The following is a 25,060-nucleotide window of genomic DNA, read 5'->3' as shown; positions in this document are numbered from 1 at the left end:
TTATGCTTAATTTCATTATACAAATATATACAAAAACTATTTTTTGATACTGTAACAATTTATAACAATTGTTTAGTTAGGATCATTTGTTATATAAAATTTTGATTTTTTAGATTAATAAATTAAAAACTGAAGAAAAGTAATGGTGTTAAAAATTAAAAATTCATGAATCAAAAAAAAATTTATTTTAAAGTAAAAGGATGGAATTATCTGGATTCACTCCACAATCTCCCTAACTTTCTGGGCAGCATATTCTATTGCATCAACCATCTTTTCACTGTTTCGGCCGGCACCCTGGGCAAGGTTTGGTCTTCCACCACCACCTCCACCAAGTATCTTGGCTGCACCCTTGATGATCTCATTCATCCTCACACCAATACCCACAGCTTTCTTGGAGGAAGCCCCAACGATCTTGCCGTCATTGTTTCCAAATACAACCACATCAATGCCATCTTCATTTTCCGTGAGGTCAGTTGCGATCTTGATGAGTTCACCCATGTCACTATCCATGGTCTCACTCAAGAAGGTGATGTCTCCGATTTTTTCAGCTTTGTCTCCAATTCCCTCAATTTTAAGTGCAGCAATCTGGTCCTGAAGTCTTCCAATTTCATTTTTAAATGCCTTCCATTCTGTGAAGAACCTTTCACAGGTTTTAGGCAGCTGTTCAGATTCAACCTTGAAGATGGTGCTGCTTTCCTTAAGGAGATCGTCGCTTCTTTGAACTGCTTCAACTGCAGCTTCTCCAGCTGAAAATTCAATCCTCTCAACTCCATCCTGGATCCTCTCTGTACGGGTTATCTTTATCATACCTATATCTCCTGTGCGCTCCACATGGGTACCTGCACAGGCCTGAACATCCACATTTTCAATTTTAACTGTCCGTATGTCCGTACCGGGAACAACTCCTCCCTGGTAGAGTATGAAACCGTACTCCTTCTCTGCATCTGTTCTGTTCATCCAACGGGTTTTAACATCATGGTTCTCCATAACGAACCTGTTTGCAATGAGCTCTATCTCCTGTAGTTCCTCAGGCTTTATACGTTTGTAGTGGGACAGGTCAATCCTTGACTTTTTAACACCCTTCTGGGCACCTGCCTGCCATATGTGCTCTCCAAGAACCCTCCTTGCAGCTGCAACGATCAGGTGAGTTGCTGTGTGGTTCCTTGTAAGTGCGGTTCTCCTCACAGGATCGATCTCTCCTTCAACCTGGGACCCAGTAAATGCCTTGAATTTCTCTGCATCTTCATCACTCAGTTTGTGCAGAACAACGTTCTGAACCTTTTCAGCATGAAGAACCCTGAACTTATCATCACCAACCCTTAAGAATCCTATGTCAGATGGCTGACCTCCACCCTCAGGATAGAATTCAGTCCGATCCAGTACTGCACTCGTTTCATGGAAACCAAGGAGTTCTGCCTGGAAATCCCTTTTCTCTGGTTCATCGTAGAACATCAGTTCTGTTTCAGGGAAGTTCAGTTCAATTTGGGCCTTTTCTTCAACTGTTTCCTCTTCATGCTCTGCTGCAACAAGGGTGTAGAAGTTGTCAGGAACGGCTGCACTGAAGTTTTCAGCCACTGCAATTTCCTCAATGCTTTCAGGTGGTATTCCATGGGAATCATAGAGTTTGATAAGCATGTCAACGGGGATTTCAGTTTTATTCTCCTTTTTAAGATATTTTATACTTTTTTGCACCAGTTTTGTGCCCTTGGACGTTGTTTTGCCGTAGCGTTTCTCCTCGAGGTTGATTATGTTGGATATATGCTCCTGACTGTTTTTGATCTCAGGGTAGGTCTTGGATAAAAAGTCCAGCTGCATATCCATCATTTCAGAGAGGGATTCCTTTAATTTAAGGTCATTCATGAACCGCACAGTTCTTCGAAGTACAAGCCTTGCAAGGTATCCTTCCTTGACGTTTGAGGGTATCACCCCATCTGCAAGCATGAAAGCAAGACATCTGGTGTGATCTGCAATAACGTAAACAGCTTCCATGGGCTCTGCAGCCTTGGTAAGTGCATCAACTGATATTCCAAGTTTACCTGCAACCCTGGATCTTAAGACCTTAAGATCTGCAATGTCCTCAATGTCCATCATCCCTGCTATTTTTGCATTTTCTGCAAGGAGTTCCTGGTCAAGTTCCACACCGGATATGTCCTTGAGTTTGTTGATTACAGGTCCAAAGGATGCATCGTATGCTGTTGCTGTGCCCTGTGAGATCCATGCGAACCTTTCAAGTCCGTAGCCCGTGTCAACGATTTTCAGGGGAATTTCTTTAAGTCCCTCTGGTGTTGTTTTGTACTGTATGAAAACCAGGGTTGCAAGTTCCACCCCCCTGACACAGATTTCATAGCAGGGTCCTTCATTTCCCCCACCCTTCCACCAAGATTCAATGTAGCTTATCTCACTCGGATCAATTCCAATATGCTTTATGAAGTCGTGACAGTACTTAACAGTTTCATCCTTCCAGTAAACCTGTTTTTCAGGACTGTTAAATGCGTGGTGTGCACCCATTGTGAAACAGGTCATGTGGCGACCTGTACGTCCCACGTTATCCACATCGTTGAGTCTGATTGATGGTTGGGCCACTACAAGTGGGTTTGCAGGGGGTTCAACCATTCCAGATGTTACCCACGGCTGGAAGTTGTAGATTGAAGCTCCAACAAGGAAAACATCATCTCTCCATCGTTTTGCAAGTACGGGGTATCGTTTTATGGGCGTGTGGCCGTTTTTCTGGAAGAATTCTGTGAATTCCTTCTGAATTCCGTAGAGATCGTACTTCTTGCTGGTTGCAGGATTCCCTATAAATTCATATTCATCGCAGGGAGCATCTCCACAGGTATCCCTGTCCCCTATTGACCAAAATTCGTTTCCACATTTTTTACATGTTTTCTTTGTAAATCCAAGTTCTTCAAGCTGACGAGACATAGTAATCATCAATAAAAGTTTTTTAAATTTATCTTAACTTTTTTTTAATTGTATCCAATGAATTACATAAATTTGAATTAGCACTCTTTTTAACCTTTAAACTAATTTAATAAGAGTATTTAAGAGTTTTTTTCATTCAAAAGTTGTAGTTCAATTTAATTTTTTAAATATAAATTTTCAATATTTATACTATGATATTATAACCAACACTTATTTTAATTTTAATGTTAAACTTGATCCTATTTTGACTAAGCATGGTTTAAATAGTTTTAAAATTTTTAAAAGTAGGATTCAATTAAAATGGTGAAAATTGATTCTATAAAGTTAATTCTAAAATAAATTAATTCTAAAAATAAGATTGATACAATATTTTTAATAATATATCTAAATAAGTTAAAATTCTAGATATGAAAAAGTCAAGTGGAGATCCAATATTTATATATTAGATTCCGGACTTTTAACGACATGAAATAGTCTGATATAATATTTCCGATTAAAAAAAAAGGTGGGAAAGAGATTATCCGAAGAGTGCGCCGAGACCGGCTGCTGCTTCTTCTTCTTTCTCTTCTTCCTCTTCCTCTTCTTCCTCTTCTTCTTCAGCTGCTGCAGGTGCTGCGGCTGCTGCAGGTGCTGCGGCTGCTACTGCTGTTTTAGCTATAGCTTCTTCGATGTCAACATCTTCGAGTGCTGCTATTAATGCTTTGATCCTTGCTTCGTCTGCTTCTGTTCCTGCTGCTTCTAATACCTTTTTAACGTTCTCTTCGTTAATTTCCTGATCTGCTGTGTGCAATAACATTGCTGCGTATATATATTCCATTTGATTCACCTCAAATTCTAAATATTGTTAAATTTGTTTAACTCGTGAGTGTTTACCCTGAGTTTTAACTTCCTTAAATTTTTATTAAAGTTGTTGAAATTTAATGTTAAATCAGCCGAATAGAGCTCCGAGACCTGCTGCTGCATCCTCTTCTTTCTCTTCTTCAACTTCTTCCTCTTCATCGTCTTCGGGTTTTTTATCATCCTTCGGGGCTGCTGCAGTGGCCTGTGAATTCAGTTTTTCTCGAAGTTCATCGTCAACTGCATCTGTATCCTTGCCTGATACTTCAGATGCAAGTGCAAGCATCTGTGCATAAGCTTTTGCAAGTATCATGTCCCTGGTTTTGGATGTTAAAATATCTGCATTCAGTGCCAGGTTCATTGCTTTGGTGTTTGCATTCTGCAGTATTACTGGTACGGACTCCTTGTTGAATATCACGGCGTTCACTGACAGGTTCAATGCCTGAGTGAAGGCTTTCTGTACATCTGCTATTGTTTTCTCTTCGTCGATTGTCAATAGGTCCGATGTGTAAACTGTTTGATCTTCATAAGCAGCTACAAGGTCGATTCCAACTTCCATTGGGAATATTTCAAGTCTGGTTAACATACTTGCAATTTCCCTGGAGATAGTCTCTCCCTCAGCAACTACTGTTTTATCACTGGTTATAACTATTTTGCCCTTATCGATCTTTGCAGGAATACCCACTTTCTGAAGCTCACCAAGTATTGGACCAGGTTTGAAGGCCGTATCACCCTTTGGCACCACTATGTCTTCTGGTGCAATGCTTCCAGGTTTTGCAGGAGCTTCTGTTTTACTGTCCTCAAGTATCTTGTACAGCTTGAAGGGGTTCATATCTGTGAAGATCATGGCTGGCTGCCCATCCATGTGTTCTCCAAGATCTGCTATGTTTTCCTTTTTGGACTCTGAGAGTGCAAGGGTCATTAGAGTTTTCCTTGACATCTTAACAACTGCACTGTCCTTCAAGGCTCTTCGCATCTTCTGAAGCTGAGGAGCTGGTATGTCTGAAAGGTTAGCCATACCCACAACATCATGGCTTTCTATGAGTTCTTTGAGGCTTTCCACCTCTTCCTTCTTCCAACTAGCTACATGAGGCATTTAGACCACCCTCGCTACTGGGCCCATGGTTGTTTTAACGTACATGGCCTTTATCTGGCTTCTTCCTTTCTCCAGTTTTCTGTCCATTATATCAAGCACGGCTTCGATGTTCTCTGCAATGAGTTCATCATCCATATCTTGGGAGCCTACAATTGCTTGTATGACTGGTTGATCTTTTATTCTAACTTTTGCTGTGCTTTTAAGTTTTCCCATTATTGGTTCGGCTTTGGCTGTTGCAGGAACAGGTTTAGGCATTTTTTTCCTTGGTCCTAATACAGGTCCTAGGAATCTACCCACAAGGGGCATGAAATCTGCCTGTGCAACGAAAAAGTCATGCTTGTTTGCAATTTTTTTCGCTTCCTTACGGTTTTTACCAAGTTTTTGAAGTTCTTCCTTGGTTATAACCAGGTCTGCACCTGCGTTTTTGGCCTGAAGCGCTAACTCACCTTCAGCTATGAAGGCAATTTTAACGTCTTTACCACGACCATTTGGGAGAAACACTTCTTCATCTATACGGTTTTCTGGCTTTTTCACGTCTAAATCCTTGATGGTTATAACAACATCAATGGATTGTGTGAAGTTCCTCGGCTTTGAGTCTTCTTTAGCCTTCTTCACCGCTTCCAATATCTCTTGTTTCATCAAATATTCCTCCATGAACTCTTTCAAATGAAAAGTTCACAATGAATAATATATTTTGTTCACTGATATGATGCCATATCCATGAAATTGAATTTGTGAATGGATGACAGGATAAATTAGTAATATTTATCCCCTGTGATAAATGTGAGTATGAAATTTTAAAACATGTGCTTTATTTTTAATTCCAATGAATTTTAAAAATAGAAATAGATCAGGATTTAAGCATCCTGAACAAGTACACTATCGTATACTCCTTCATCTATTTCTTTCTGCACTTCTCTTGGATCTTTTCCTTCGACTGTTAGGCCCATGCTTACACAGGTACCTATAACCTCTTTAGCAGCCATTTTGTAGTCGTTGGACAGTAATGCATCGAATTTCATACGAGCGATTTTCAATGCCTGTTCAACTTTGAGGTCTGCTACTTTGTCTGTTCCAGGATCCTGTGAACCCTTCTCTATTTTGAGTTCATCCTTTATGAGTGCAGTTGTTGGTGGTGTACCAACTTCCACTTCAAATGCTTTGGTGCCGATATCAACTATAACCTTAACTGGTACCTTCATTCCACTGAAATCTGAAGTTTTTTTGTTGATCTCTTCAACCACTTGCATCATGTTAATGCCCAGCGGACCTATTGCAGGACCTAATGGTGGTCCTGGAGTGGCTTTACCGCCGTCTATAAGAATTTCTACAGTTTCTTTTGCCATTAATCTGCCTCCTTCTGTATTAATCTAATTTGATCACCTTTAACTGTAACAGGAATTGGAACTGCGGCCTCGATAAGTTCTAAGACCACATCTTCTTTAGATTCATCTATCCTGATAACTTTAGCCTTTTCTCCCTTAAAGGGTCCTGATACCAGTTCCACAATACTTCCCTTTTTGATGGAAGCTGTGATAGGTTCTGGGTTTAAAAAGGTTTGTATCTCATCGTAGGGTATTTCACCTTCGATTGCACCCTTCATGTGGGGAACCTTAAATGCAGGATTCTGCATGTCTATTTTTGTTTCGGATTCAATTAAAATGTATCCTCTAAGTGTTTCAGGCACTAAGATTGAGTAAACTTCAATCCCACTTGTTTTAACATTTCTTGCAATGATTCTTGCAACGTTTTTCTCCTGGCCCACAAGGGTTCTTATTGCATAGATCAATTTATCACTTACCTGACTTAAATCAATATTACTTTCTAGATTTAAATAATTTTAGATAATGCTGTTTTATGGTTATGTTGAAATTTTAAATTTAGATTTTAATTACAAATAATATATTCAAATAATTATTATAAATAGATAATTATTTTAAAAGTTTTTTAAAAGTTGCTTTTAATAGATTTAAATCGATATTAATCACTTACTGGCCTAAAAGCTGAGCTATCATACTGATTATAAATCCTACAACACCTATTATTATAACTCCAATGCCAGTTATTTTGGCAACATTTAAGTATTCACTTCTGTCTGGCTTTTTAGACACATGCAGAACTCTTTGACATAATTTTAGAAAATTGACTGTTGACTCTTTACTTAAACTCATAGAAATACCTGCTTTTTGACACGCTTAAAGAAGAGATATTTATAAAAAAATCTAGAATATCACAAATAGGTTATCTCTTTAGGGATTTATAAACCTTTTGATCCTGTGGGTGGATGGTATGAACTAAACCCATAAAATTAACCTATAAATTCTAACATGACTTGAAAATCTGAAGACAGAAACATTTTATGGAGTACTGATGATCGATGGTGTCCTCTACCAACTAATGAATAATACGGTTTTGTGATTAAAAAACACCATCAATGAATTCTTCTAGTGAAGATTCTGGAACAGTTTCTTTCGTTTTTTCTTCTACATACTCACGTTCGCCAGGCATTCCAAATATGTGTGGTGATTTAACTCCGGCCACAACTATGGTTGTTCTGACTGTGTTCTGCAGGTCTTCCTGTATCTGTGTACCCCAGATTATGTTTGCATCTGGATCCAGTTCATCTGCAACTATCTGCACAACCTTCTCTGCTTCGTGCAGTGTCAGGTCTGAGCTTCCAGATATGTTAATGAGTGCACCTTTGGCATTGGATATGTCCAGGTCCAGAAGAGGACTGTTGAGTGCTTCATGAACAGATTCTATTGCCCTGTCACCTGAGTCGGATTCGCCCATTCCTATCATTGCCATTCCTGAGCCCATCATGATGCTTCTTATATCTGCAAAGTCCAGGCCGATTAAACCAGGTTTGGTTATGAGTTCTGTTATGCCCTTCACAGCCCTTCCAAGTATCTCATCTGCAACCATGAAAGCCTTGTTTATTGGCAGGTTAGGTGCTACTTCAAGGAGCTTGTCGTTTGGGATGACTATTACGGTGTCTGCAGCATTTTGGAGCTTTTCAAGTCCCTTTTCAGCGTTTTCTCTTCTTCTGAGTCCTTCTGCACTGAATGGCATTGTTGCAACTGCTATTGTAAGAGCCCCTAGTTTCTTTGCCAGTTTGGATATAACTGGTGCAGAACCGGTTCCTGTTCCTCCACCAAGACCGCAGGTTACAAAGACCATGTCTGAACCTTCGAGTTTGGCTTTGATCTGTTCTTCGCTTTCCTCAGCACTTTGTTCTCCTACATCAGGCACTCCGCCGGCTCCAAGACCTCCGCATGTGTCCCGACCAATGAGTATTTTGTGGTCTGATTTTGAGTAGAAAAGATCCTGTGCGTCGGTATTTACCGAAATAGTTCCTGCTCCGGCTATTCCTATTTCACTAAGTCTTGAAACTGTGTTATTCCCTGCCCCTCCAGTTCCAATAACATAGATTTTAGCCCGGCTTCTTTGTATAATCTCTTTAAGATCGCTGTCGATGCTATCATCATATTCATGATGGGCTTCAACTTCTGATCTTTCCCTTCTCTTTTCAGATTCTTTTATGGTATTGTTTATAAGAGATTTCAATTCATACCCCCACAGCTAATGTTACTAATACTTATTGTGTTATTGTAACAACTCATATTTAAAAGCAACGGTTTTTTTACCAATAATTTATTATCACAGAACTGATTTTTGACTTTTATCATCAAAATGTCACCAACATTCCATTATGACGTCATTGTGAACTTACTTGTTTTTCTAGATTAATTTTTGAACTTTTGCTTGGAAACATGATGAAAAGATAACCCCACAAATTATGGTCTGGGCATTGCAATGATCTCATGTATCCTAAGGTCAAAGAAGTTGTTCATGTGTGCAGGACTGAGCACCACAGCAGTATCTACTCCTTTTCCAGTGCCCCCTATGGCTATAACTTCAGTATTTGTTGGTATAAGCCCTGCATCTGCAGCCATGATGCTTATTTCAACACAGACCTTTAAACCCTGAGAGAACATCCTTAAAGTTTCTGCCACTACTTCAACTGGTGTAACACCACCAAATTTGTTGGATATTCCCCTTCCAACACCGCTGAGGGAATGGGATCCTGCATAAATTTCAACACCCCTCTTCTCGAGTTCTAGGCCGTACTTGGTTTCAATCTCAATTTCATCCCCACCTTTAAAACCTGCGTGGTGAGTCACGTTAACGATACTCGCATCCTCAATCATTTCTGCAAGTTTAACACCTGAACTTCCAGATGCAGATGCAATTACAATGTTCTTTATACTTAATTCTTCTTTTCGAGCTTTAACAAGTTCTATGAGCTTTTCTGTGTTTTCTATGCCCGGATTTTCAAAGTAATGAATAGTTTTTTCCATAAAAAATCACTTCACATTTTTACATGATGTGTTCTTATTCAATGAATTATGATGATGATATACTAATGATCCAGTCTATTCAATATTCATTTAATTTACCATATTTGAATTACTTGCTGCTAACGCATAAAAGTTACTAATTATGATTTCCGTAAATTTATTAATTATATCAAATTTCCCATGTAGATCTCTTAAATTAAACTAGAATTTTGATTTAAGTAAATTTTTTGATGATTTCAATTTATTCTATTAACTACGATGTTGAATAATTATTAGGATATTGAATATTCCCAATTTTTATATCTTGATCTTCATAATTTGAAACAGTAAAACGAAAGATTCAATTCTTATTAAGTTCTAAAATTTTATTTGAAATAGTTTATATATGATCTACAACTAACACATGAAATTATATAGAAAAACAAGGTGATGCAATGAATGCATTTAATTTTCTCACACAGATTCACGTTAAAGATGCTGAAGAAGGCATTACAATGATGTTGGATAAAGGAATGGGTCCAAGAGCTGTTGAAGATCTGCTTCAAATATCTGGAGATTATGTGGATCTTGCAAAATTTGGATGGGGAACCTCAGCCGTCCATGAAAGAGACATTATAAAAGCTAAAGTTGAAACGTACTTATCCCATGATGTAAAACCATACCCTGGCGGGACATTGTTTGAAGTTGCATACATTCAAAATAAATTCGAAGAATTTTTAAATGAATCCCAGAAACTTGGATTTGAGGCAATAGAAATATCTGACGGCACAATTGACATATCCATTGAAGAAAGGGAAAGAATAATCCGTGAAGTGAAGGATAATGGCTTCATGACAATAACCGAGGTTGGAAAGAAGGATCCAAGAAAAGATGGTGAAATGACCATTGATCAACGGATCGATCTTGTTAATTTTGACATAGAAGCAGGTGCCGATAAAGTCCTCATTGAAGCAAGGGAAGGTGGAAAGGGAATAGGTATCTACGACAGTGATGGCAATGTTAAAGAAGACGATGTTGAATTATTCATGAAAAAAACGGATATCAACAAAATAATCTGGGAAGCTCCACATAAAAATCAGCAAGTTTACATGATACTGAAATTTGGAGCAAATGTGAACCTTGGAAATATCCCACCTGATGAAATAACGGCACTTGAAACCATGAGAATGGGGTTGAGGGGAGACACTTTGGGAAAGGTGAACCTGCAATGATAGAAAAAATAACTGTTATAGGTGGCTACGACAAACAGGGGAACAAAGAACCTGTTGAAGAAGTAATCATAAAAAAAGGTGAAATATTTGGGGTTGTTGGTCCCACAGGGAGTGGTAAAAGTTCTCTCATAGGTGACATAGAACAACTCGCACAGGAAGATACATTTTCACGCAGGAAAATCCTTGTAAATGATGAGGAACCCAGCTACGAGGACAGAACTAATCCCCGTAAAAAAATGGTGGCACAGCTGTCCCAGAACATGAATTTCCTTGCGGACATGTCTGTTGGTGATTTCTTAAATCTTCACGCTAAATGCAGGGGTGCCAGTGACAAATGTGTGGATTCCGTTATAAAATTGGCCAACACACTCACAGGAGAACCCATAAAAAAGGATTTTGACCTTACAATTTTAAGTGGAGGTCAATCAAGAGCTTTAATGGTGGCAGATGTGGCAATTATCAGTGATTCTCCAATTGTACTCATTGATGAAATAGAGAATGCAGGTATAAGAAAGCATGACGCCCTTAAGGTCCTCTCAGGGCATGGAAAGATAGTCATGGTTGTAACTCATGACCCGGTGCTTGCCTTGATGACAGATAAACGTATAGTCATGAAGAGTGGGGGAATGCAGAATGTTGTAGGAACAACACCTGCAGAAAAAGCCATATCTCAAAAACTGAATAAGATCGATGAACTCATGCTCAGTTTAAGGGACAAGGTGCGTAACGGAGAAGTTATTGAAGATATAAACATGGAAGATGTGAAATTATGAGGATGGTAATTGTTGCCGGAACTCCAGGTTCTGGAAAGACAGCTGTACTGATACATGCCCTTAAAAATCTTAAACAAAGGGATCTCAAATCGTCTGTGGTTAAAATCGACTGCCTGTACACAGATGATGATAAAAAATTTGCCAAAGTTGGGGTACCAACGAAGGTGGGACTTTCCATGGACATGTGTCCAGACCACTATGCAATCTACAACATAGATGACATGATAAGCTGGGCAGAGGAAAATGAATCAGATTTTCTTGTTGTTGAAACAGCAGGGCTCTGCCACAGATGTGCCCCATACACAATGAACTGTCTTGGTGTCTGTGTTATAGACGCAACCAGTGGACCCAACACTCCCCTTAAAGTTGGTCCATTTCTTAGTACTGCAGATATTGCAGTCGTAACAAAGGGTGACATGATATCTCAGGCTGAACGTGAAATATTCAGGGAAAGAGTCCTTGAAGTAAACCCCAAATGTAAAATAATAGAAGCAAATGGACTTTCAGGTCAGGGATGTGTTGAACTGGCTGAAGAAATGATAAAATCCAAAGAAGTAGCCCTTGACGAGGAAAAATTAAGACATTCAGCACCTCTTGCTGTGTGCACACTTTGTGTTGGTGAAACCAAGGTTAACAAAAAATATCACCGAGGAATACTCCGTAGAATTGATGGATTCCAGAGTTACGAAGGGGAATAACGGCGAATAAATTTTAAAGCAGATTATTATGTATTATAGGTGTATTTATGAGCAACAGTTCAACTAACACAGATCCACGCTCAAGGCTTTTGAAACTGTTACCTGGCTTCAACTGTGGTGTGTGTGGATACGCAAGGTGCGAGGAGTTTGCACACTTCCTCTTGAAAAACAAGGTAAATCTTGAAAGCTGCAGATTCCTCCTCCAGGAAATATTCAATGAAAATAGAAGTGAAATAAGGGAGATCCTCAAGGAAGAGAATGTGATCCCTGAAGAAGAGAAATTTGTAGGTGTTCTGGATGGCTACGAAGCAGATTTCATATTAAATCCCCTTCCAGGGGAACGTTCCTGCAGAGAAGTTCTCTACCCCTTCACGCATAAAGAACTCAAAGCAGGAGATGTTGTAAGGTACAGGCCACTTGCATGTCCAATCACCCACTTTGCAAAGATTTTAAGTGAAGATAACGGCCTCATAACGGTTCACATGGTGGGACCGTGCCACAGACTTGATCCAGAATCAGACTTTGAATTCATGGACATTGGAATATGTATGGTTGGAGGATTTGAGGGCATAATCGAGGGAAACATACCCAGTATTGGTGAAACAGTTAGATTCCTTCCAGGCCATTGTATGATGCAGAAAGTCCATTCTGGAGTTATTGTCCAGCTTGAAGGTAAACGGGCCATAATAGAGGGAATAGACCTTAAGGTATGGGCACCACCAATCAAGGGATGAAACTTCTCAATTTTTATTTTATAATACTTTGAAGAAGGTTTTGACTAACAAATTATTTTTAATCAAGATGATACTGTGAGATTGAAGAATCTATTCTGGATATATGGGTGGTGATGAAGTGGCTGAACATTCATTGGATAAGAAACTGAATTACATCACCATACCAATTAAGACAGGATACATAAAACCTGGTGAACCTTATAAAACCATAATTCATGGTGCTGCAGATCTGATTGAAGATGGTGATTTTTTAGTTATCTCTGAAACTCCCATATCTGTATCCCAGGGTAGGCTGGTTGATGAAGCTGAATTTGAACCATCAATTATGTCCATACTTCTGGCTGATCTCTGGTCCAAATATTTATGGGGTTATATTTTGGGCCCAATTTTCCGGATAAAGAAAAGAACTATTCATAATCTCAGAAAACTTCCTCCAGAAGCCAGATCTCATAAAAGGGTTATTTTGGAGTATTATGGGTTGAAACATGCACTTAAACCTGCATCTGAAGCTGGTGTGGATTTGAGTAACGTTCCTGGAACATTCGTTTCATTACTTCCAGATAAACCTGAACTGGTTGCAATGGATATTGAAGATGAGCTACTGAAAAGTACCGGCAGGAGGGTTACCGTGATGATCATAGATACAGATGCCAGCTACGAACTTTTTGGTAAAAAATTCACATCCCTCCCCATAGCTGTTTCAGGCATAAAATGCAACATGGGATTTTTTGGATATATCTTGGGTCGTTTTGGAAGTATAATAGGTCCAACACCTCTGGGAATTTCAAAGAGGCATGATCTGGATAAAATAATTGAAATAGCTAAAATAACTGAGGAATACCATGAAAAAAATGAGATGGATATGGAAACAGTTTACGATATGAGCAGTACTTTTGATGGAGATATAACTGATATTACTGTGGATATGCTTGATTCTGTTGAGCACACGCCTGCTGTAATTGTTAGAATTCTTTAAACCTATTTTAAATCATTGCTTTTTTTGAGCAATATTGTCATTCAACAAATATAAATACTATTTTGTTTATATACTATATCACCGAGATTATTATATTATTTTGAAAATTTTGAATGTAAATTTCAAGAGTGTAATGGTGTAAACGATTTGATGTGAGTGATATCAAAAGTACTAATGGACAATTGAAGATAATTTTTCATGAGTCTAAGGTACCGACCATTAAATCCGATTATATTGAAACCATCTTATCATGGTTTTAGATGATTATAAAATGAAGTATCCAACTAAATGGGTGATCATGTTCAAATGGCCATGATCTCGGATTTACTCAAATTTTCATAATTAAAGGAGGAGCTTAAATGCTTATGGATCCCACCGTTCAAGAAGTCCTCATGGACATCACAAATGATGAGGAAAGCAGTGTTTCTATCATTGAATGTTTATTGAAGGGTAAAACAACAGATGAAGAAATTGCAGAAGAAACTGAAATAAGACTTAATATTGTAAGAAAAGTACTCTACAAACTTTACGATGCAGGAGTTGCAAGTTACAAAAGAAGCAAAGACCCTGAAACCCAGTGGTACACCTACAGTTGGAAGTTTGAGGAAGAAAAGGTTGCAGACATAATAACCCATAAGTATGAAAATTTTTCAAGGGAAATTGAAGAGGCACTGCAATTCGAAGAGGGAAACATGTTCTTTGTATGTTTAACCAATGGATGCAGGTACAGATTCGATGAAGCATCTGAAAACAACTTCATATGTCCAAAATGTGGTGGCAACTTAGAATATCAGGATAACTCTGCAGTTATAACTGAATTGAAGGAAATGATGCAAAAAATGAGTTGAATTCATTGAAATCAAACCTTATTTTTAAATTAGTTTGAGGAAGAATACTTGAATACAAATTTAATCTTAGAGAATTTAGACGAGTTACTGTCTGATAACATAGTTGAACATTGTAAAACAGTTTCAAGGAAGGCACTGCAATTATCCTCTAATTTTGACAATGTGGACGTGGATTTGGTTGAAGAAGGAGCATTGCTCCATGATATTGGTAGATCAAAAACCCACAGTATATTCCATGGGGTGGTGGGTGCAGAAATACTCCGTAAGAGAGAATTTCCCATCGAAGTCCAGAGAATTGCTGAAAGACATATAGGTGCAGGAATACCTCAATTAGAAGCAGAAGCACTTGGATTACCAGCTAAGGATTACATACCCATTACACTTGAGGAGAAAATTGTGGCCCATGCAGACAACCTTGTACATGGTACAGAAGAAGTTGGAATCAACTTCGTCATAAAAAAATGGGAAAAAAGGCTTGGATCGGATCATCCATCAATTCCAAGAATTTTAAAGCTTCATGAAGAAATCGTTGGAAGCAGTGATTTCGAAAATTATTATTAATTATTTTTAGTTATATCTACTTATACCTAATTTCAACTATTTTTAAAATTTATTCTTTAAAAATCCATTTTCAGTCCTTATTTTTGAAGTAGAAAATTATTTATTAAGTTTTCACGTTAATAGTTATTATTTGGTGATTAAATAATCATTCAAAAATAATCATCCGATCTAATGAAGCTGGATAAAACAATAAGAGGATTTGAATTGGATAAAAATGAAAAGATCACAGATAAAAAGATCGTAGTGTTTACAGGCCCTTCGCTACATCCTAATAAAGCATCTGAAATTTTGATAGCAGATTATCGCCCCCCTGTTGGCAGAGGTGATATTTTAACAGCTTTGAAGGATAAACCAGATGTAATAGCAATTATTGATGGTGTTTTCCATCAAAAACCTGCTGTTTCCCATAAAGAAATACTCAAAGCATTAAAAGAAGGTGTTACAGTTGTTGGTGGTGCAAGTATGGGTGCACTAAGGGCATCTGAACTTGATGATTTTGGAATGATTGGGGTGGGCAGAGTTTACAGTTACTATAAAGGAGGGTTAATAGAAGCTGATGATGATGTTGCGGTTGTTTTCAACCCCAAAACCCTGGAACAGCTATCAGAAGCCCTGGTTACTATGGGGTACAATTTCAAGGCAGCGTTAAATGAAAAGCTAATAAGCGAAGAAGACTTTAAAACCCTCATTCAGACTGCAAAATCGATTTATTATCCTAAGAGGACCTACAGAAAGGTTTTAAGTGATTCAGGCATTGATGAATCTAAAAAGCAGGTTCTTGAAAGATTTTTGGATGAAAGAAGTGTTGATGTGAAAAGGGAAGATGCAGTTGAAGTTCTAGAATACATAAAAAAGAGTTTATAAACTGTAATTTTAGATTTAACATCCTTACATACCATTATTGCTCTCAAATCACGTTAAAATTTTAAATTAAAAATTAAAGCTCATGGAATGATTTTAATGGAAATAGAAAAGAAATTAGAGATATTAAAGGAAGAAATTCGTGATAAAAAGGTTCTTGTTGCCTTTTCAGGCGGTGCTGACAGCACACTCCTTGCAAAAGTTGCAGTAGAAGTTTCAAAGGAATTGCTTGCTGTTACAATTGACAATGGGGTTATGCCCAATGATTTTGTGGAAAATGCCAGGAAAGTGGCAGAGGAAATAGGAATAAAACATAGGGTTGTGAAGGATGATTTTCTCACGGATGAATCATTCAAATCAAATCCACCAAACAGGTGCTATGTCTGCAAAAACAAGATGTACTCCAAACTTGGGGAGATAATGGCCCAGGAAAACCTTGATGAAATAGCAGACGGTACCAACATAAGTGATCTCCTTGAAGATAGGCCTGGAATAATGGTGAACTACAACAAAAATATTAAAAATCCTCTGGTCAAGGCAGGCTTCACAGCAGAAGAAGTAAGAGAACTACTGGGTTCCATGGGACTGAACTATTCACCTTCAACCACCTGTCTTGCAACAAGAATATCAAAAAATAGTGAAATAACCCCTAAAAAGATAAACAGGATAAAATATGCAGAATCACTTCTGAAGGGACTTACAGGTTCTGCTGTAGTAAGGGTCAGGGATAATGAGGATACTGCGCTCATTGAAGTTGAAAAAATAGATAAACTCTTAAACAGGGGAGTATTAAGTCACATTGATTCAGAACTCAAAGCTGTGGGCTTTAAAAGGGTCACAATGGATATAGGGGATCATGGAGATTCAAAAAAGGATATTGTTGTTTACAAACCATGTAAAGATGAGAAGAACAAGATCATGTTTGAAACAGAACTTCCCTACAGCGTTAACATAAAAAGCACATGTGGAGAACTTGAAAAACTTGGCAGTGTCAAATGTTCTACTGAAATGGGCATAGCAATGCTTGAAACAGAAGGAAGAAATGTTACAATCTTCAAAAAGGGTAAAATTGTTGCAAGAAGAGTTATTGACAAAGAAGATGCTGAAAAACTTCTTATTCAAGTTTTACCCCATGTTAGAAGGGTTATATAAAAGAAATAAAAATTTTAGAAAAAATAAATTCCATAAAGAATTCAATTATTTAATTGCTTCATTAAAAATAACTCAATTCTTTTTTTTAAATCTCTTTGTGAACTGTTTCTTCAACCCTTCTACGTGAACTTGTGAGCCTCTTGAAAAATCCCCTATCATCCTCTCCAAGGAGGCTTATAAACCTTCCAGCTATTTCTACATCCACTTCATCGGCTTTAACATCGTTTATTTCCACCACTATCTCAGATGCATCCTCGAGGCTGTCATTTGCTCGGTAGGTATAATCAATTGTCAATTTTTCAAATTCATGAACTTCTTTAAGGGCTCTTTTAATTGTTAACTCCATCACGTTGAAGAAAGTTTCAAATTCAGGGGCCCCATCCCACCATAGGTTTGCCATTATGAATTTCAGGTTTATTGTCTGTATTGATACGTCTCCACCCTTTTTGGCGATGATCCTTATGGTTTCTGGATCCCCCTTTATCTTTAAAATTGGAATTTTTGACATTTTAATCGCTGATAGCTCTTATTAAATCTATGGCCCTGACAAGTCCAACCAGATCTCCCTCAACATCAATCACAGGAATCTGTTCAATTTTTTTCTGTTTCATCTTATTTGCACATTCCTGAACAGGTGTTTTTGTTGTTGCAATAACAGGATCCGGTGTTGCAACATCCCTGACTTCTTTATCAGAAAATTTAAGATGATTCTTAATGACGTAGAGCACGCTTTTACTGTCCCATGACCATTTATCCCCTTCAGTACCTACAGAAGTGTTGTGAACAGTCCTTTCAGATACAACCTCACTTTCATCTATGAAATCTGTTTCTGTGAGTATACCTGAAAGTTTTCCCTCGTTGTTAAGGGCCAGTAAAACCTTGAGGTTGAAGTATCTCATTATCCCAAATGCAACATTGAGGGGAGTTCTCTCCCAGGTTGTTGGAATGTTTCTGAGCATGTAATCCTCAACAGGATCTTTAACTTCCATCTTCCATAAAGCGTTGTTTATCATGTCTGATGCAGTTACAAGACCAACTAAGGCTCCATTTTCGGTTATTGGAACTCTTCTTATGTTGTTTTCCATCATCTTGTCTGCGATCTCTTTAACATCATCATCTGGAGATGCGGTTATTGGGTTTCGGGTCATTATAAGGGCTATTTGCTCTTCATCAGGGTTTTCAACAAGATCTGTTCTTGTGAGTACTCCAACAATTTCTTTGGTTCCTTTTTTGACAACGGGTAATCCTGATACGTTCTTATCTCTCATAAGTTCCAGTGCGTTGGCACGGTTACCTGGAACATGTATGTAGTGTATGTCCTCTGACATTATCTCTTTTACAAGCATTGTTACACCTGCTAATTCATGCATAAAACTAATTAGCACTGTTTTTTTTTAAAAATTGAATTAAAAAATTTTAGATCAATGTACTGCTAAGACTGGGCAGCCTGCTGATCTAACCACTTTTTCAGTTACACTTCCCAATAAAAATCTGTCCAGTCCATGTTTTCCAGAAGTTCCCATCACAACAAGATCTATGTCTTCTTCTTCAATAGTTTTCAATATGGCTTCTGCAGGAGAACCTTCTTTTGTTTTTGATGTGATCTTTATGGTTTTTTCACATTTAGCTTCTGTTGGGCTATCTTCTGCTATTTCAACGATGTGTTCTATGGCTAATTTTCCCTCTTCCTTCAGCATCTCTGTTATTTTCACTATGAGATCTTCTGCAGGTAATCCAACAAGTGAAGAAGTTTCAACCACATTTAAAACAATTATTTCAGCACAACTTTCACTTGCAATCCAGATGGCATGTTCAGCAGCTTTATTTGCATATTTTGAACCATCTGTTGGCAGTAGTATTTTTTTGTACATAGGTTCACCTCTTTATATTAATTTACTTTCTGTTATTAATCCTATTATGTTTTTCGATTCAGCCCTATTTATGAGGGACAACACTGGATTTTCAGAGATCTGTTTAACTATTATGAGATCAGCAACCTTATCCTCCTGAATGTATCCTGAGTTCAGGTTGAGTGCCCTTGCAGCGTTGACAGTTGCCATCTTAAACACATCAACTGGGGATAGATACTCTTTGTAAAGGCCTCTTGTAGCTTTAAGGGCATACTCCATCTCATGAAACATGTTTGGGGAGTTGAACATCACATTGTCAGTTCCAAGGAGAAGATTTATGTTGTTGTCCATCATCTCTTTTATTGGGGGTATGCCCACAGACAATGCTCCATTTGAACGTGGGCATGAAACAACAGGCACGCCCTCAAGGCCTGTGACCTTCAAATCATCATCAAGGGGGGATGTTAAATGTACCAGAAGGTCAAAGCCGGTTTTCAAAGCTCTCTGAACTTCAGTGTTGCCGTTTGTTTTTAAAGATTGTCTTTGAACTGCACCGTACTCTGCAGCGTGTATGGAAGAGATTTTACCATATTTTTTACAGGTCTTTGTAATCTCAAGTGCCACATCATCCCTTATTTCACCAAAACCACTTAAACCAATCCCATCACATGATCTGAGAAGTTTTTTTGCAGTTTTTCGCACATTCGATGTTTCAACTTCAGGGTCCATGAATGAATCATGGCGCCCCAGCACGATCTTCCGTATTGGAATATCCCTTGAAGCTTCTTCAAGAAGTTCAATACCTTCAAATCCTCCCTCTCTGAAATCAATGAATGTTGTTGTACCTGTTTCGAGCATGTGCCTCATGGAGTCTCGCATTGATTCAATGATTTTCTCTGGAGGAGTTTCATTCAGTATCCTGTGTTTTATTCCATCTGGAGGTTTAACTATTTTATCTATGTGCTGTCCATCTCCAACATCCTTTGCAACTGAATCCCCTATGTGAATATGGGAATTTATAAGTCCAGGGGCAACTATACAACCTGAAGCATCTACAACCCTTCCTCCATGTGCATGTTCTGATACTTCAACTATTTTATCATCTTCAATGAGGATGTTTGCTTTATGAACTTCCATGTTCTCTCCGTAGAGAACCCTGGCGTTTTTAATGGTGATCATATAAAATAAGATATTTTTATCCTTACTATTTATTAGTTTGTAGTTTTTAAAAAATCAAGAAAAAAAATCAGTTGAATACTAAATAAAAGGTTTGAAACGATTTTATTTCTTAAAAAACAACTTTTAAACCCTTATTAAAATTATTCATTGAAGATGGTATTAAAAAATTTTTTAATTTTAGTCTCCTCATTTAAAAATAATTATAAATAAAAAATAGAAAGAAAATCTGATTTTAGGGGCTTAAATAAGAAATATCAAATAAAAAAAAGGTTAATATGTATCCCTCTTTTTATTCAATTAATTCATGGTATTCATTTAGAGATTTGACATCAATACTTCCATCTTTAACCTTCTCAATTGCTGTGAGAACGGCCCGAGCTCCTGCAAGTGTAGTAACGTAGGGTATTCCAAGTTCAACTGCAAGTCTTCTTATATGGTAACCATCATCTGCAGATTGCCTGCCTGAGGGTGTGTTTATTATAAGGTTTATTTCACCATCAAGCATTGCATCACGTATATTGGGTGATCCCTGACTTACCTTGCGGATGGTTTCTATGGACACATGTCCCTTAACTGCTTCTGCAGTTCCCGTAGTTGCCACAAGCTGGAATCCCATTGAAGCTGCATCCTTAACTATGTCCTGGATACTGTCTTTGTCGGCATCCTTAACACTTATGAATACTTTACCTTCTTTTGGAAGTTCCATGCCTGCTGAAAGCTGTGCCTTGAAGTAGGAAACTCCAAAGTTTTCATCTATTCCCATACTTTCCCCTGTGGACTTCATCTCAGGCCCCAGTACTGAGTCTGCCTCTGGAATTTTTATGAATGGGAATATGGATTCCTTAACAGCAACGTGTTTAATCTTAATTTCATCATTTAATCCGAAGTCTCTGAGTTTTTTACCCATCATGAGCATTGCTGCAACCTTTGCAAGTGGTACTCCAACAGCTTTACTTACGAATGGAACTGTACGACTTGCACGTGGGTTGGCCTCAATGATGTAAACTATGGCCTTTCCGGGTTTTTCCATTTTAACAGCGTACTGGATGTTCATAAGCCCAACAACATCCAGTTCAAGGGCAAGTTTTTTTGTGTGGTCTTTGATGGTCTGGATAACCTCTTTGGAAATACTTTGAGGAGGTATCACACATGCAGAATCTCCGGAATGGACTCCTGCTTCTTCTATATGTTCCATTATGCCTCCAATGAAGACTTCTTCACCATCGCAGAGTGCATCAACATCTATTTCAATTGCATCTTCAAGGAACTTATCAACGAGTATAGGGTGTTCTGGTGATATTTTCACGGCTTCCTTCATGTACTCCTTGAGCTCTTCATCATCGTATACAATTTCCATGGCCCTTCCACCGAGAACGTAGGATGGTCTGACTAGTACTGGGAAACCTATCCTTGCTGCAACTTTACTGGCATCTTCAAAAGAGTTTGCAATACCATAATCTGCCTGAGGTATTTCAAGTTTCTCTAAAACCTCTGTGAACCTCTCCCGATCTTCAACACGGTCAATACTTTCATGGGGAGTTCCAAGTATTTTCACACCTTCTTCTGCAAGGGGTACTGCAAGGTTTATGGATGTTTGACCTCCGAACTGGACAACGACTCCATGAGGTTTTTCTTTGTCAATGATGTTCATGACATCTTCCAGTGTTAATGGTTCGAAGTAGAGCTTGTTTGAGATATCGTAATCGGTACTGACGGTTTCTGGGTTGTTGTTTATAATTATTGTTTCAATTCCTTCATCTTTAAGTGCCATTGCTGCATGAACACAGCAGTAATCAAATTCTATTCCCTGCCCAATCCTTATAGGTCCGGCACCAATTATAACAACTTTTTTATTATCAGAAACAGCTACTTCATCTTCATCTTCGTATGTACTGTAATAGTATGGTGTTTTTGCTTCAAATTCTGCAGCACAAGTGTCAACCATTTTGTAGGTTGGTAATATGGCTTTCTCCTTTCGAATGTTACGGACGGATTTTTCAGAGCACCCTGCGAACTTGGCGATCTTACGGTCTGGGAATCCCATTCTCTTAGCTTTTTTAAGGATTTCAGAACTTAAAACATCATCTTTATTTGCACTACTTAATTTGGTTAACTTGTTCTCAAATTCAATGATGTTGAGTATCTTATATAAAAAGAAGGTGTTTATCTGTGTTATTTCATGTAATTCTTCAACTGTCATTCCAGATTTCAGGGCACTGTAAATATGGAATATGCGTTGATCCGTTGCATTTCTAAGGAGGTCCTCTGTGAATGGAACCTCTTCAAAGCTGTTTTTACCGATGTCGAGGGATCTTATGGCTTTGTGAAGTGCTTCCTCTGCAGTTCGACCTATTGCCATAACTTCTCCAGTTGACTGCATCTGAACTCCAATTTCACGTTTAATTCCCTTGAACTTATCGAATGGCCATCTCGGCACCTTTGCAACCACGTAATCAAGTGATGGTTCAAATGATGCGGGTGTTTCCTTGGTTATATCGTTCTGTATTTCATCAAGGGTCATTCCAACTGCTATCTTGGATGATATCTTTGCAATTGGATATCCTGTGGCTTTGGATGCAAGTGCACTGCTTCTGCTCACCCTGGGGTTCACTTCAATGACCTTATAATCCCCTGTGTCTGGGTGAACAGCGAACTGGATGTTACACCCTCCCTGTATCTGAAGGGCCCTTATGATCTTGATTGAAGCATTTCTGAGGCGTTGATTGTCAACATCTGAGAGGGTCTGGCTTGGAGCAACAACTATGCTCTCACCAGTGTGTATTCCCATGGGATCCATGTTCTCCATGTTACAGACTATGATACAGGTGTCGTTTTTATCCCTCATTACCTCGTATTCAAATTCTCTCCATCCAATAACAGACTCATCAATGAGAACCTGGTTTATGAAGCTCATGTCAAGGCCTCTGGTTGCAATTTCAATCAGCTCTTCTTGATTATGGGCAACTCCACCTCCTGTTCCTCCCAGTGTGAAGGCAGGTCTGACTATCACAGGATAACCGATCTCTTTAACAGCATCTAGAGCTTCTTCAAGGGAAGTTACTGCCCTGCACTTGGGTATGGGCTCGTTAAGCTTCATCATGAAGTGTCCAAAAAGGTCACGGTCTTCAACGTTCCTTATAGTTTGAACAGAAGATCCTATGACCTTAATTCCATCAAGGGCACCGATCTTCTCAAGGCCGGTGGCAACATTTAAACCGGTCTGTCCACCCATTGTGGGAAGTATGGCATCTGGTTTCTCCTTTTCTATTATTTTTCCAACGATTTCAGGGGTTAAGGGTTCCACATAGACTCTGTCAGCAGTGTCGATGTCAGTCTGTATTGTTGCAGGGTTACTGTTCACGAGCACAGTTTCAATTCCCTCTTCCATGAGGGATTTACATGCCTGCGAACCTGAATAATCGAATTCAGCTGCTTGACCAATCTGAATGGGTCCCGATCCAATAATGAGAACTTTTTTTATGTCTGCGTCCTTTGGCATTTATGATCCTCTACCTAATTCTCTTAATTAGCAATTATTATAATCCATTTACTTTAACAATTAATTTTAATAAATTATTTGCCTTACTATGATCTCAGGTATTTCAATCTACAATTAAATAAATACCCTCAGTTATTATTTTTTAAAATCTTTTTATTATAATTTAGGGGTTTTATCTGTCTACAATTGAATTTTTGAGTATTTAAATTTAGTATTTTTTCAGGGTTTCAGCGAAGTTGTCGAAGTAGTAATCAGTGTCATGTGGACCAGGCCCAGCCTCTGGATGGTACTGCACACTTGAAATTGGCAGTTCATTATGTTCTATTCCTTCAGGAGTGCCGTCGTTGAGATTTAACTGGGTTATATTTATTGGTAAACCCTGTACAGACTCTGGATCAACTGTGAAACCGTGGTTCTGGGATGTTATTGAAACCTTTCCAGTTTTAAGGTCCTTAACTGGTTGGTTTATTCCCCTGTGACCGAACTTCATTTTGTAGATTTTAGCACCGAATGCAAGGCTGATTATCTGCTGACCAAGGCATATTCCAAATATTGGGAGCTTTTCCTGGAGCTTTTGAACGGTTTCAATGGCATTTCCAACCCTTTCCGGATTTCCAGGGCCACTTGAAACAAGCATTGCATCAGGTTCGTAGTCCATGATCTCTTTAACATCAGTCTTGTAGGGTAACACAACAACTCCAACTTCTCTTTTAAGCAGTGCATTGATGCTGTTCTGTTTTATACCACAGTCAAGAATAACAGCCCATTTATCGTAGTCTTCACCAAATATTCTGGGCTCTGAAACACATACCTCATCCACAAGGTCCAGTTCTTCTATACCCTTTTGGGCTTTTGCCATTTCCAGAAGTTCCTCATCGGATATTTCTTCTGTTGTAAGAGCTCCTTTCATGGCTCCGAATCTTCTGATCTTCAGGGTGAGGGCACGGGTGTCTATTCCACTTATACCTGGAATTTCATATTCAGCTAAAAATTCTGATAAATTTTTTTCTGATAAACTGTGGGATGTGTAGGGGTTATTCTCCCTTACAATAAATCCTTCAGCCTTTATCCCCTCTGATTGAAACCACTCTGAGGATACTCCATAGTTACCTTGTAAGGGATATGTTGACATTAGTATCTGGCCTTTGTAGGAAGGATCTGTAAGTGATTCAACGTATCCAGTCATTCCTGTTGTAAAAACCACTTCACCAGTTTTAGTGGTTTCAGAACCGAATCTTTCTCCTTTAAATATTGTTCCGTCTTCTAAAGCTAATTTTGCCTCTTTTAGCATTGCATCACCGCATTATTACAAATAACTATTTATTTTATTAGTATTTGATACCATATTCCATTTCATCTAAATATTCAATTTATTAATTAATATATGAGCTTAATTCCTCAAATAAATATTATTTATTATATAAAATTCATATTAAAGGATTATAACTGGATTAATTTAATATTTAAGTTTAAATAAACATTATCTTCTTCACTCTTTCCTG

Annotated in this window: 24 protein-coding genes; 9 read left to right on the top strand and 15 right to left on the bottom strand. The window is 38.2% G+C overall.

Annotated features, from left to right (window positions below):
• Nucleotides 1-216: 216 nt before the first annotated feature.
• The 9 genes from alaS to J2756_RS03970 form a co-directional block, all read right to left on the bottom strand.
• Nucleotides 217-2,931, bottom strand: a complete 2,715-nt coding sequence (alaS, locus tag J2756_RS04010; protein WP_394357541.1) for an alanine--tRNA ligase — start codon at nt 2,929-2,931, stop codon at nt 217-219.
• 508 nt (nt 2,932-3,439) lie between these two features.
• The gene (rpl12p, locus tag J2756_RS04005; RefSeq protein WP_209582806.1) at nt 3,440-3,739 is read right to left on the bottom strand and encodes a 50S ribosomal protein P1; all 300 of its coding nucleotides are present in this window, start codon (nt 3,737-3,739) and stop codon (nt 3,440-3,442) included.
• 111 nt (nt 3,740-3,850) lie between these two features.
• Nucleotides 3,851-4,855, bottom strand: a complete 1,005-nt coding sequence (locus J2756_RS04000; RefSeq protein WP_209582805.1) for a 50S ribosomal protein L10 — start codon at nt 4,853-4,855, stop codon at nt 3,851-3,853.
• Nucleotides 4,856-5,494, bottom strand: coding sequence for a 50S ribosomal protein L1 (locus J2756_RS03995; protein ID WP_209582804.1), 639 nt, complete (start codon nt 5,492-5,494; stop codon nt 4,856-4,858).
• A 218-nt stretch (nt 5,495-5,712) separates the two neighbouring features.
• Nucleotides 5,713-6,201 (bottom strand): 50S ribosomal protein L11, encoded by a 489-nt coding sequence (locus J2756_RS03990; protein WP_209582803.1) that lies wholly within the window; start codon nt 6,199-6,201, stop codon nt 5,713-5,715.
• Nucleotides 6,201-6,644, bottom strand: a complete 444-nt coding sequence (locus tag J2756_RS03985) for a transcription elongation factor Spt5 (protein ID WP_209582802.1) — start codon at nt 6,642-6,644, stop codon at nt 6,201-6,203. Before J2756_RS03985 ends, J2756_RS03990 begins: the two co-directional genes overlap by 1 nt.
• A 199-nt stretch (nt 6,645-6,843) precedes the next feature.
• Nucleotides 6,844-7,026, bottom strand: coding sequence for a protein translocase SEC61 complex subunit gamma (locus tag J2756_RS03980; RefSeq protein ID WP_209582800.1), 183 nt, complete (start codon nt 7,024-7,026; stop codon nt 6,844-6,846).
• Nucleotides 7,027-7,273: 247 nt separating this feature from the next.
• Complete coding sequence (ftsZ, locus tag J2756_RS03975; RefSeq protein ID WP_209582797.1) at nt 7,274-8,422, bottom strand: cell division protein FtsZ; 1,149 nt, start codon at nt 8,420-8,422, stop codon at nt 7,274-7,276.
• 230 nt (nt 8,423-8,652) lie between these two features.
• The gene (locus J2756_RS03970; protein ID WP_209582796.1) at nt 8,653-9,216 is read right to left on the bottom strand and encodes a pyruvate kinase alpha/beta domain-containing protein; all 564 of its coding nucleotides are present in this window, start codon (nt 9,214-9,216) and stop codon (nt 8,653-8,655) included.
• Nucleotides 9,217-9,650: 434 nt separating this feature from the next.
• Between J2756_RS03970 and comA the strand changes: the two genes are divergently transcribed.
• The 9 genes from comA to larE all read left to right on the top strand — a co-directional run bounded on the left by comA (nt 9,651) and on the right by larE (nt 17,030).
• Nucleotides 9,651-10,427, top strand: a complete 777-nt coding sequence (gene comA, locus J2756_RS03965) for a phosphosulfolactate synthase (RefSeq protein ID WP_209582795.1) — start codon at nt 9,651-9,653, stop codon at nt 10,425-10,427.
• Nucleotides 10,424-11,200 carry an ATP-binding cassette domain-containing protein gene (locus J2756_RS03960; protein WP_209582794.1) on the top strand — a complete coding sequence of 259 codons (777 nt, stop codon included), beginning with the start codon at nt 10,424-10,426 and terminating at the stop codon, nt 11,198-11,200. Before comA ends, J2756_RS03960 begins: the two co-directional genes overlap by 4 nt.
• Nucleotides 11,197-11,898, top strand: a complete 702-nt coding sequence (locus J2756_RS03955) for a GTP-binding protein (RefSeq protein WP_209582793.1) — start codon at nt 11,197-11,199, stop codon at nt 11,896-11,898. The genes J2756_RS03960 and J2756_RS03955 overlap by 4 nt, the downstream gene beginning before the upstream one ends.
• A 47-nt stretch (nt 11,899-11,945) precedes the next feature.
• Nucleotides 11,946-12,632, top strand: a complete 687-nt coding sequence (locus J2756_RS03950) for a (Fe-S)-binding protein (RefSeq protein WP_209582792.1) — start codon at nt 11,946-11,948, stop codon at nt 12,630-12,632.
• Between the two features lie 118 nt (nt 12,633-12,750).
• Complete coding sequence (locus J2756_RS03945; RefSeq protein ID WP_342593100.1) at nt 12,751-13,608, top strand: coenzyme F420-0:L-glutamate ligase; 858 nt, start codon at nt 12,751-12,753, stop codon at nt 13,606-13,608.
• 359 nt (nt 13,609-13,967) lie between these two features.
• A complete protein-coding gene (gene tfe / locus J2756_RS03940; protein WP_209582790.1) occupies nt 13,968-14,456 on the top strand; it encodes a transcription factor E in 489 nt (162 codons plus the stop codon).
• Nucleotides 14,457-14,504: 48 nt separating this feature from the next.
• Nucleotides 14,505-15,017, top strand: a complete 513-nt coding sequence (locus J2756_RS03935; RefSeq protein ID WP_209582789.1) for a TIGR00295 family protein — start codon at nt 14,505-14,507, stop codon at nt 15,015-15,017.
• Between the two features lie 204 nt (nt 15,018-15,221).
• The gene (locus J2756_RS03930) at nt 15,222-15,881 is read left to right on the top strand and encodes a TfuA-related McrA-glycine thioamidation protein (protein ID WP_245315921.1); all 660 of its coding nucleotides are present in this window, start codon (nt 15,222-15,224) and stop codon (nt 15,879-15,881) included.
• Nucleotides 15,882-15,977: 96 nt separating this feature from the next.
• The gene (larE, locus tag J2756_RS03925) at nt 15,978-17,030 is read left to right on the top strand and encodes an ATP-dependent sacrificial sulfur transferase LarE (protein ID WP_209582787.1); all 1,053 of its coding nucleotides are present in this window, start codon (nt 15,978-15,980) and stop codon (nt 17,028-17,030) included.
• Between the two features lie 85 nt (nt 17,031-17,115).
• On the opposite strand, the gene J2756_RS03920 is transcribed toward larE, so the two are convergent.
• From J2756_RS03920 to carA, 6 genes are all read right to left on the bottom strand, one after another.
• Nucleotides 17,116-17,538 carry a hypothetical protein gene (locus tag J2756_RS03920; RefSeq protein WP_209582786.1) on the bottom strand — a complete coding sequence of 141 codons (423 nt, stop codon included), beginning with the start codon at nt 17,536-17,538 and terminating at the stop codon, nt 17,116-17,118.
• Between the two features lies 1 nt (nt 17,539).
• A complete protein-coding gene (locus tag J2756_RS03915) occupies nt 17,540-18,376 on the bottom strand; it encodes a CBS domain-containing protein (RefSeq protein ID WP_209583205.1) in 837 nt (278 codons plus the stop codon).
• A 75-nt stretch (nt 18,377-18,451) separates the two neighbouring features.
• Nucleotides 18,452-18,901 carry a universal stress protein gene (locus J2756_RS03910; RefSeq protein WP_209582785.1) on the bottom strand — a complete coding sequence of 150 codons (450 nt, stop codon included), beginning with the start codon at nt 18,899-18,901 and terminating at the stop codon, nt 18,452-18,454.
• 12 nt (nt 18,902-18,913) lie between these two features.
• Nucleotides 18,914-20,059 (bottom strand): amidohydrolase family protein, encoded by a 1,146-nt coding sequence (locus J2756_RS03905; RefSeq protein ID WP_209582784.1) that lies wholly within the window; start codon nt 20,057-20,059, stop codon nt 18,914-18,916.
• 289 nt (nt 20,060-20,348) lie between these two features.
• Entirely contained in the window at nt 20,349-23,558 is a 3,210-nt protein-coding gene (carB, locus tag J2756_RS03900) for a carbamoyl-phosphate synthase large subunit (RefSeq protein ID WP_209582783.1), read from the bottom strand.
• Nucleotides 23,559-23,766: 208 nt separating this feature from the next.
• Complete coding sequence (gene carA / locus J2756_RS03895; protein ID WP_209582782.1) at nt 23,767-24,849, bottom strand: glutamine-hydrolyzing carbamoyl-phosphate synthase small subunit; 1,083 nt, start codon at nt 24,847-24,849, stop codon at nt 23,767-23,769.
• Nucleotides 24,850-25,060: the final 211 nt, after the last annotated feature.

The organism is Methanobacterium aggregans (genome assembly GCF_017874455.1).
GTDB lineage: Archaea > Methanobacteriota > Methanobacteria > Methanobacteriales > Methanobacteriaceae > Methanobacterium_C > Methanobacterium_C aggregans.
This window is presented reverse-complemented; position numbering and strand designations above follow the sequence as displayed.